The organism is Aquisphaera insulae, from assembly GCF_011064615.1.
GTDB classification, from domain to species: domain Bacteria; phylum Planctomycetota; class Planctomycetia; order Isosphaerales; family Isosphaeraceae; genus Aquisphaera; species Aquisphaera insulae.
In genome coordinates, this window is the sequence record NZ_JAALJH010000015.1 from 116,890 (window position 1) to 125,914 (window position 9,025).

Here is a 9,025-nt window from a genome sequence, read left to right on the forward strand (position 1 = left end):
TCAAGCGAGTGGATCGGGCTCTCCCCCCCAACCGGCCTTGGCTTCACCCACCACATGAGGGCGCGTGATCCGGTCCGAGGGGACCGGAATTGGCCTCCTCACCCGTGGGCAAAAATGAGCCGGGGGGGAGGAAGGTCCACCTTGCGTCACGCGCACAGCTCCTCGATCACCCGGCCGCCGGGATTGATCGGGAAGGGGCGGCCGTCGGGGGCGAGGTAGTGGGTGTCCAGGGGAATGCCCAGGCGGTCGAAGACCGTCGCGGCGATGTCCTCCGCCTGGACCATTTTCGTCGTCGGCTGCTCGGCCTGGCGGTCGGTCTTGCCCAGGACCTCGCCCACGCGGATCCCGCCGCCCCCCAGGCAGAAGACCATCGAGCCGGCCCAGTGGTCGCGGCCCGCGGCCGAGTTGATCTTGGGGGTCCGGCCGAAGTCGCCCATCCAGGCGACGATCGTCTCGTCGAGCAGCCCGCGCTGGTCCAGGTCGGCCAGGAGCGACGCATAGCCGGCGTCGAGCCGGGGGAGCAGGGACCCCTTCAGGCTGGCGAAGTTGTTCTGGTGCGTGTCCCAGCCGCCGTAGGAGACCGTGACGAACCGGACGCCGGCCTCCACCAGCCGGCGGGCCAGCAGGCACGACTGGCCGAACGTGTTCCGCCCGTACCGGTCGCGGAGCGCGGGGGCCTCCTCCGAGAGGTCGAACGCGCGCTTCGCCTGCGGCGACGTGACCACGCCGAAGGCCTTCTCGTAGAACCGGTCCATCGCCCGGGACTCGCCGGCCTGCGCCTCGACCGTCTGCTGCCAGCGGTCGAACCGGTCGAGCATCTTCCGCCGCCGGGCGAACCGGTCGGCCGTCAGGCCGTTCGGCAGGGTGATGCCGTCGACGCTGAACGCCTTCGCGTTCGGGTCCGACGTCATCACGAACGGGTTGTACTCGCCGCCGACGTAGCCGGCGAGCCCGCCCCCCTGCTTCGCATCGACATGAGTCCCGAGCTGCATGTATGGCGGCATCCCGGGGTTCGCCGGCAGCTCCCGGGCGACGACCGAGCCCATGGACGGATACACGGTCGCCGGCGAGAACCGCCAGCCGGAGAGCATGTACGCGTCGGCGATCCCGTGCCCGGCGTTGTACGAGTAGCCCGACCGGATCACCGTCGTCCGGTCCAGGTGCTGGGCCATCCGCGGCAGGTGCTCGCAGATCTGCACCCCGGGCAGGGCCGTCGGGATCACGCCGAACTCGCCGCGGATCTCCGGCGGGGCCTCCGGCTTGGGGTCGAACGTGTCGATGTGCGACGCCCCCCCCTGCATCCAGAGCAGGATCACGCTCCGCGCGCGGGCCTTCTTCTTCAAGGCCGAGGGCGCGCCCCGCGTCGGCGTCGAGGCCGCGGCGTGGCCCTCCATCCGCAGCATGTCCGCCAGCGAGAGCCCCGCCAGCCCGAGCCCGCCGACCCGCAGGAACTCCCGCCGGGAGACCCCGTCGCAATCGCGGGCCGATCCTCGCGTGAGGTGAAACATGGCCGTGTGCCTCCAGTTGCCGATCGGTGCCATGCCGCGCTTATAACCGGCCGGGGAGCGATCTACAATACTTGTTTAACAAATTGCGGAGGGTTGATGGAGGCGGGGAACAGTGAGAGCGAAGGTGCGGCCGGTTGCCGGGCGAGGCGCGCGGCCGATAGGATGATCGAGGGTAGGGCGACTGCCCGGACGGGAGTTGACGATGAGTACCGTCGAGGAGATCACGGCCGCGATCGAACGGCTCTCCGCCCAGGACGTGGCCCGCATCCGCGCCTGGCTGGCGGAGTTTGCCGAGCGGCGCTGGGACGAGCAGATCGAGCGTGACGAGAGGTCGGGCCGGCTCGACTCCCTGATCGACAGGGCGCTCGAGGAGCACAGGGCCGGGCGGACTCGCCCGCTGTGAGTCACCACCGCAAGCCCGACGTCGGTGCCGAGTGCCCGGCGTGGCGTCGCGCCCATCGCCCGCTGCTCGCCGAGTGCGGCGTGCCCGACGAGTCGTGCTACGACCTTGTGAAATACCTTCGCCAACGGTCGCGGGACGTCACGACGACCTAACGCCGGGGCTTCGCGGCCCGCGGGGGCGAACTCCCCGCGATCGGCAGCTCGGCGCGGTCCGGCTCCCCTCCCTCCCGCACCAGCAGGCGATCGGACACCGCCTCGCGGTCGCGGAGGCCGTCCAGGAACCTGTGCAGATCCCCGCCGGCTTCGGCCAGGAGTCGTTCGCGGATCGCGTAGAGTTCGTCGAGGATCGGGTTATTCGTCATCGTCGGTCCCCCCCAGGAATTCCGCGGGCGTGTAAATCAAGAGGCCCGGGAAGCCGAGATCCTCCAAGGCCCTGTAGACACGCGGCAAGGTATGCGCGTTCGCGATGTGCCGGCAATTCTGGGTCAACAGGAACTGAGCCGCGCCCACCGCGGCGAAGGCGACGTGCAAGGCGTCGAGCCGAGCCTTCGCGGGGATCAATGATCGAGCGACCAGCTCATTGGCGACCACCTCCACCCGGCGGTCGGCCGCGATCAGCGGGATGTCCGCGAGCCATTTCAAACGTTCGGCCGCGGCGGCGGGATCGCCGAGCGCGGCCTCATCCAGGACCAGTTGAGACGTCACGAGAGAATACCTGCTCCGTTCCTTGGCCCACCAATCCCTCGCTTGCTGCTGCAACACGAGTACGGCCGGGTTGGTGCTCGGCCAGGCGGTCGCATGGCTGATGACGGATGTCTCGACGTAGACGATCTCCATGTCATCAATCTAGCCCGGCCTGCGATCGCCAACAAGCGGCGGGGCCGACCGCCCGACTCGGGAGCCCGCTCGCCCCTTCGTCGCTGCCCCCCCCGCGAGGTATCATCGGGACATCGGCCCGAGGGAACTCCCGATGACGCGTCGATTCCATCTCCGCATCCGGATCCGGACGGCCCTGGCCGTAGTCGCCTTGCTGGCGGTCGCGCTGGCCTACGTCGCCAGCTATGAACATGCGAAATGGAGGGGGAAGCGGGAAGCCGCCGAATACGGCTTTCCCGGTCTCCTCTACGTGTCCTGTCGCGACATGCCCGACATCCGGTCCTGGGCCCAGCAAGACGCCTGGGCGTTCTTCTACGAGCCGCTCAACCTCGTCGATCGGAAGCTCTTCCGAGGCCCTTCTCACTGGGCCCATTACTACACCATGTGGCGGCTCAGCGGATGACCCGGGCCGACCGGGAGGACGAGCCGATCTGTCGGGGGATCGGCGTCGCCGGTAGGATCGGTGGGGTGATGGCGACGCCCTCGATACCCTTCGCGAGTGGAGGCCGCATACCGGCCGTGAAGATCACCGACGTGGAAGTGGCCGAGGACGAGCTGAAGGTGGCCCTGCTCGACGGCCGGACGATCACCGTCCCCCTGGCCTGGTATCCCCGGCTGCTCCGCGCCACGGCCCAGGAGCGAGGGAACTGGAAGATCGCCGGGGGCGGGTATGGCATCCACTGGCCCGACGTCGACGAGGACCTCAGCTCCGAGGGCCTGCTCCGCGGGGCACCGGCGCCGCGGCCGTCGGTCCGGGCCTGAGGCTCCTCCGCCGCACCCTGCAACTCCACCCGTCCTATCCTATTCCTGTCCTTCGCGAACGGCCTCTCCGGGCTCCGGCGGGAGCACGATCTCGTCGGGTGAGACCTCGACGACCTTGCCATCCTTCCAGAGCAGGATCGGCGTGCCGAACTGGCGGGCGCGACGGACGACCTGGGCGGCGGCCCGGCGGAAGGCGGCGTCGGCGAGAACGAACAGCGGTTGGCGATCGGGTTCGGTCTCGATTTCAGGCATCGGCTCCGCCTCCCCAGCGGTCGAGGATCGCCCGGTACGATTCGGGCCGGAAGACCTGCAGCGAGCCTGCGTCGTGGCTCGCGATCCGGGCCGGAGGCATCGCAGTTCCATCATACAGAGACCACGCATCCGACCGCGGCGCGTATTCGCGGAAGAAGTTCCGGAGCCCGGCCTCGAAGCGGCGGCGGATCGTGGCCTCGGGGACGTTGTGGCCCCCTTCGAGGACGCGGTTGGCCACGCGACGGACGGCAATATCGGCGTCGGGGAGCCAGAGGAAGAAGAGGACCACCCGATAGCCCGTTTGCTTCAGGTCGGCGAGGAGCTTGATGTGGGCACGCCCGGCGAGGGTCGTCTCGAAGCCGAAGTCGCGGCGATCCTCCCTTAGCTCCGCGATCCGCGAGAGCATCAGCCGGCCGGCCCGGATCGCCTGGGTCTCGGGCGCGAACGGGGAGAGGCCCGCGGCGATCAGGTCGGCGTTCACGAACTCGCGGCAATCCACGAACCCGGGCAGGTACTCGGTGGCGAACGTCGTCTTCCCCGCGCCGTTCGGCCCGCCGATCACGTAGACGATCGGGCTGCGGATCGCGTCCATGTCGTCATCGCTCCGCGGGCAGCCGCCAACCCGGCGTCGGTCGCGTGGCGCCTCGCCGCGACAGCCGGAATACCAGGCCAACCAAACAGCCGGCCAGGAGCGACAGGATCACGACGTTCGACGACGCCAGCAGGGTCGGAACCGGCGTGATGTAGTCGATCCAGTGCTCCTCTCCCGGCGGCCCTTCCAGGACGAAGAACGCCGTCGGCACGGGCGCCCCGATCACGCGGAGCTTCGATGCGGGTTGATACTCGAAGCAGAAGCCGCCCCAAACTCCGAGCCCCGCCCCGACCAGCCAGGCGATCGAAAGGACGATCCGCCAGCGACCGGGAACGTCCCTACTCCGGAACATCCGGACGATGGCGACGTTGGCCCAGATGAGCAGGGCCATCAGCGATGGGATCAGCAGGATGTCCATGACGGCCGCGGCACGACCTCAAGGTGTTGGCTCAGGATCGGGGAATAACTTCCGATCGGGCGAGCAATAGCCGACGATCCCATCCATCGCGTCCAGAACGGCATCATAACGTCCCTCGTCAACGTCGAGGGCATGCAACTCGCGAAATCGGTCGTAGAGCGAGAGGAGATCCGCCTGGGACATACCTTCGTCGCGGAGCCGCCGGGCGAGGTCCTTTACAGCGCCGGACGGGTCCGCGCCGGCGAGAGCCGATGCCATTCGATCGTCCGGCGAAGGTGGTCTCACGGGGCCTTCCTGACGAACTGGACCAGCTCGCCAAAGGACGGGCACTTCTGTTCGACCTTCTTCAGATCCAGATGCTCCGCGACCTTCGCGTTGTGGATGGTCGGCACGTAGAGCGGCCGGGATCGGCCCCGCCGCGACTCATCGACGAGCCATTCCTTGGGGCTCGGCACGGCCTCGGGGCGTGCGACCTGCCCGATCACGAGTGTCGGTATCGCCTTTCGGATCGCCTCCTCGTCGGCGATGATCCAGGCTTCCAGCTCCTCGACCGGCACGACGATGCAGCAGTCCTTCGGCATGTCGAACCGGGCCTCGATGCTCTCCCTGACCTTCTTCCTCACGTCGGCCGGGGGATTGCCGTCGGAGTCGTGGCAGACGATGAAGTGCGTCGCGCCCTTCTCGGCAAAATCGCGGATGTGGCTCCCCGCCTTGCGGCAGAGCTCGCCGCAGCCGCTGAAGCCTTTCCTCTGGATGGTCGCATTCTCCGTCCCGCTGATGCGCCTGATCAGGACCACCAGCGACTCGACGTCGGATCGATCCTCGGCCAGGACAGCAAACATCGTCATGGCTCATCAGTCGAAAGGTTCGAGGAAATCGGAGAGCGATCCCTCGTCTTTGAGGAACCGCCGGGCCCGCGTGATCTCATCCGGGGAGAGCGGCCGTACCGAGGTTGCGCCGTGGTGGGCCGTCGCCATCAGAACCTCTTCCGGGCGGAGGATGTCGAGCACGTCCGAGGAGTGCGTGGTGAAGAGGATCTGCGAACGGTCCGAATACGACCTCAGCAGGTCGATCAGCTTGCGCAAGAGCCCCGGATGGACCGAGTCCTCCGGCTGCTCCATCAACATCAGCGATCGCCCGTCGAAGAGGAGGGACGTCACCATCCCGATAACCCGGCGCGTCCCGACCGAGAGGTCGGAGAGGGGGAAGGGCTTGCCGGCGCCACCCATCTGCGGGGACGGTGTGAAGACCGGGAGATAGATCGTTTTGTTCGCCGACTTGATCTCCTTTAACGACGTGGGATCAATGGTGCTTTCAAATTTCAAAATGTGGAATTGCTCAAACAGCCCCAGTCCGTCCGGCCCCAGGATCGCGCCCACCTCGTCGAATCGATCCCTCTCCTCAAGCCACATGTAAAGGAGGCGCAGCGCGATCGATCGGGTGGGAAATCCCCCGGCCTGAAACGTGGCCAGCCACTCGTTGTATTGCTCCTCCGTGACAGAATCCCGGAACTCCGCCGGTTCCTCGAAGGCATAGTAACGGACGCCCGCGAAGAAGGACGCGACGGCTTGAAGCGGCGCCCGAAGGGCATCGTCCTCCGGCAGGAGCGAGAGCAGCGCGGCAAGCGACGGCGTCGACCGCGGAACCCGGATCGGCCCGGGCCGGCCGCCAACCCGGATCGTCTCGCCATCGCGTCGGAAGACGTCGGTTCGCTCCCCATCGTCGAGCACGGTCAGGCTGTCGCGCGGGGAATCCGCCCTTCCCATCCCCCTGGCGTGCGGGAAGGGAACCGTCAGGCCATACTCATAGCGATCATCGCCGAGTTCCAGGACGAGCGTGGCGGCGACCTCATCAAGACCCTGCGAGGCATTGCCCGCCTGCGCAATCCTGATGGGTTCGGTCGAGATGGAAGACGAGGCCACCCAGTCGATGCACTTCAGCACGTTGGTCTTGCCGACGCCGTTCTTGCCGACGAGGCCGCACACGCTCTCGCCACAACCGACGGACGTCGAATAGCACGAACGGAAGTTCTTGATGTCAATGTGCTTGAGCATCGATCATTCCACTTGCTCCGGTGCGTTCCCGCGACCGCTCCATTCTAGTCAACCCACCAGGACCGATCCAGGAGGACCGCGCCGGACCGCCCCTCGGACCGCCGGGCCTCAACGCCGCACCGCGTCCGCCTCCGAGGCACCGACGGCCGGAGCGGCCTCGGCGGTCGGGCGGATCCGGGCGAGGAGGTAGGTGCGGTCCCAGCGGGTGCCGGCGTCGCGGGTCAGGACGTCGACCCGGCCCATCGCTTCCAGGGCCGGGAGGTCGCGGGCGCGGGCGATCAGGACGGTGGAGGGGAATTCGCCGGCATCGGCCTCGAGGGACGGGGGACGATCGACGACCTTCGCCAGGGAGTCTCGGTCGAAGTGCCAGGTCGCCGGGCGGCCCAGGTAGAAGAGGCGGACGCCCAGGTCGTGGGGGATCGGGCCGAACGGCGTGGGGTACGGGTCGCGGTCCCAGTCGTCGTAGAGGAAGGCGACCGGCTCCGAGGCCCCCGCGGCCCGGCCGGCGGACTCGTAGAAGGCCCACTCCGCACCCCGGCGGTCCGCCCACGGGCCGACCAGCCAGAAGCCGAGCCCCCAGGCCGCCGCCAGGCCCGCCAGGCCGCCCACGCCCAGGCGCAAGAGCCGGGGCCGCGACCAGCCGCGATCGGCCAGCCGCCGCCCCATCCGGATGACCCCGTGCGCCGACCAGATCGACCAGGGGACCATCGCGTGGATCGCATAGTGCGCCTGGCGGGCGCTCGCCGCCGAGACCAGCACCATCGGCAGGGCCGCCCAGCACCAGAGCAGGCGGTCGCCGCGATCCCCCCGCAGGGCCCGGGCCAGCGACGGCCCGGCGCCCGCCGCCGCCAGGGGCGTCCACGGCAACGCCTGGGCGAGCACGCCGGGCACGTAGGCCCACCACGACTCGCCGGCGAACGGCCCGTGGGCCTCACCCCCGCCGAACCGGCCGGCGACGTGCAGGAACCAGAGCCAGGCCACCCCCGGGCCGTGGCGGACCACCATCGCCAGCGGCCAGCCCAGGGCCATCGCCCCCGCCAGGATCCAGCCCGGCGCGTACCGGAGCCGATCCGCCGTCCGCCGGTCCCGGTCCCAGAGCAGCACCCCCGCCACCGCCACCGCCACCAGCGCCGCACCGAAGCCCGTCCCCTTCACGAGCGTCGTCAGCCCCATCAAGCCAAAGAAGGCTAATCGCCATTCCCGTAAACGGGATGATCTCGGGTTTGCCCCGTTCGCCTCGCGCCCATCCGCCACGCCGCGCAAGCCATCGAAGGCGATGAAGGTCCAGGTGACGAGGGCGGCGAGGAGGATGTCGGCCTCGGCGAGCCGGCCGCGGAGGACGGTCCAGGCGGTGGTCGCCTGGATCGCGCCGGCGAGCAGGCCGACGGCCCGGCCGTGGCGCCGGGTCGCCAGCAGGACCACGCCCAGGACCAGGGCGAAGGTCGCCAGGGCCGACGGCAGCCGCGCCACGGTCGCGTCGATCCCGCCGCGGCAGGACCCCGCGGCGGCGACCAGCCAGAACGGCAAGGGGGGCTTCTCCAGCCAGGGGAGCCCGCCGATCCGAGGCTCCCACCAGCTCCCCGACAGGATGATCTCCCGCGCCCCCTCCGCCACGAACGCCTCGTGGTAGGTCAGCCGCGACGAGCCCCCCAGCCCCGGCCCGACCGCCAGCGCCGTCAACACCAGGAGCCCCGCCAGCCCCCATGCCCTCACGCCAGGCCCCATGTCAATGCATCCTTGCACCAGAGACCCCGAACCGGAACGCGGCGATCATCGAGCAAACCCGACAGCCGGTCAAGGCGGAGGCCGCCACCGAGGAGTCTCGCCACAGATGGGGAGAGGAATCTAGCCACTGATGAACACAGAGAAACACAGATAAGACGAGGAACAAAAAAATTCAATGAGGGTCCTTGTCAGACTGTTTGAACAGCCAACCGAGACCGCCAATTCGGCAGTTGATCGACTCAAGGTGAAATTTATCATGGCTCTATGCCCTCGGCATGGCTGCCAAACGCTCTCTCGATCGTCTTATTGAATCTGTGTTTATCTGTGTTCATCTGTGGCTAGATTCCTCTCCCCATCCGTGGCTCCCCATCCGCGGCTCCTTGTTCATCTGTGGCTCGATTCCTGTCCCCATCCGTGGCTCCCCATCCGCGGCGGG

General features: G+C 68.5%; 12 protein-coding genes. 3 read left to right on the forward strand and 9 right to left on the reverse strand.

The features are described 5' to 3' along the window. Positions 1-146: 146 nt before the first annotated feature. On the reverse strand, positions 147-1,508 hold the full coding sequence (locus G6O54_RS11290; protein WP_165224851.1) for a DUF1501 domain-containing protein: 1,362 nt from the start codon (positions 1,506-1,508) through the stop codon (positions 147-149). A 202-nt stretch (positions 1,509-1,710) separates the two neighbouring features. Here G6O54_RS11290 and G6O54_RS11295 point away from each other — a divergent pair, with 202 nt between their 5' ends. Then, positions 1,711-1,911 (forward strand): hypothetical protein, encoded by a 201-nt coding sequence (locus tag G6O54_RS11295; protein WP_165224853.1) that lies wholly within the window; start codon positions 1,711-1,713, stop codon positions 1,909-1,911. A 148-nt stretch (positions 1,912-2,059) separates the two neighbouring features. Here G6O54_RS11295 and G6O54_RS11300 read toward each other — a convergent pair whose 3' ends face one another. Together G6O54_RS11300 and G6O54_RS11305 are read right to left on the reverse strand one after the other, a co-directional pair. After that, complete coding sequence (locus G6O54_RS11300) at positions 2,060-2,272, reverse strand: hypothetical protein (protein ID WP_165224855.1); 213 nt, start codon at positions 2,270-2,272, stop codon at positions 2,060-2,062. Further along, positions 2,262-2,747 (reverse strand): type II toxin-antitoxin system VapC family toxin, encoded by a 486-nt coding sequence (locus G6O54_RS11305; protein ID WP_165224857.1) that lies wholly within the window; start codon positions 2,745-2,747, stop codon positions 2,262-2,264. Before G6O54_RS11305 ends, G6O54_RS11300 begins: the two co-directional genes overlap by 11 nt. A gap of 133 nt (positions 2,748-2,880) precedes the next feature. On the opposite strand from G6O54_RS11305, the gene G6O54_RS11310 reads away from it, so the two are divergent. Both G6O54_RS11310 and G6O54_RS11315 read left to right on the forward strand, forming a co-directional pair. Beyond that, the gene (locus G6O54_RS11310; protein WP_165224859.1) at positions 2,881-3,189 is read left to right on the forward strand and encodes a hypothetical protein; all 309 of its coding nucleotides are present in this window, start codon (positions 2,881-2,883) and stop codon (positions 3,187-3,189) included. A gap of 68 nt (positions 3,190-3,257) precedes the next feature. Continuing rightward, entirely contained in the window at positions 3,258-3,548 is a 291-nt protein-coding gene (locus tag G6O54_RS11315) for a DUF2442 domain-containing protein (RefSeq protein WP_165224862.1), read from the forward strand. Between the two features lie 39 nt (positions 3,549-3,587). Here G6O54_RS11315 and G6O54_RS11320 read toward each other — a convergent pair whose 3' ends face one another. The 6 genes from G6O54_RS11320 to G6O54_RS11345 form a co-directional block, all read right to left on the reverse strand. Then, a complete protein-coding gene (locus G6O54_RS11320) occupies positions 3,588-3,800 on the reverse strand; it encodes a hypothetical protein (protein ID WP_165224865.1) in 213 nt (70 codons plus the stop codon). Then, complete coding sequence (locus G6O54_RS11325) at positions 3,793-4,392, reverse strand: ATPase (RefSeq protein ID WP_165224868.1); 600 nt, start codon at positions 4,390-4,392, stop codon at positions 3,793-3,795. Before G6O54_RS11325 ends, G6O54_RS11320 begins: the two co-directional genes overlap by 8 nt. A gap of 4 nt (positions 4,393-4,396) precedes the next feature. Further along, positions 4,397-4,810 (reverse strand): hypothetical protein, encoded by a 414-nt coding sequence (locus tag G6O54_RS11330; protein WP_165224871.1) that lies wholly within the window; start codon positions 4,808-4,810, stop codon positions 4,397-4,399. Between the two features lie 281 nt (positions 4,811-5,091). Beyond that, a complete protein-coding gene (locus G6O54_RS11335) occupies positions 5,092-5,658 on the reverse strand; it encodes a DUF4276 family protein (protein WP_165224874.1) in 567 nt (188 codons plus the stop codon). A 6-nt stretch (positions 5,659-5,664) separates the two neighbouring features. Further along, complete coding sequence (locus tag G6O54_RS11340) at positions 5,665-6,864, reverse strand: AAA family ATPase (RefSeq protein WP_165224877.1); 1,200 nt, start codon at positions 6,862-6,864, stop codon at positions 5,665-5,667. Between the two features lie 108 nt (positions 6,865-6,972). Beyond that, positions 6,973-8,589 carry a glycosyltransferase family 39 protein gene (locus G6O54_RS11345; RefSeq protein WP_165224891.1) on the reverse strand — a complete coding sequence of 539 codons (1,617 nt, stop codon included), beginning with the start codon at positions 8,587-8,589 and terminating at the stop codon, positions 6,973-6,975. Between the last annotated feature and the right edge of the window lie 436 nt (positions 8,590-9,025).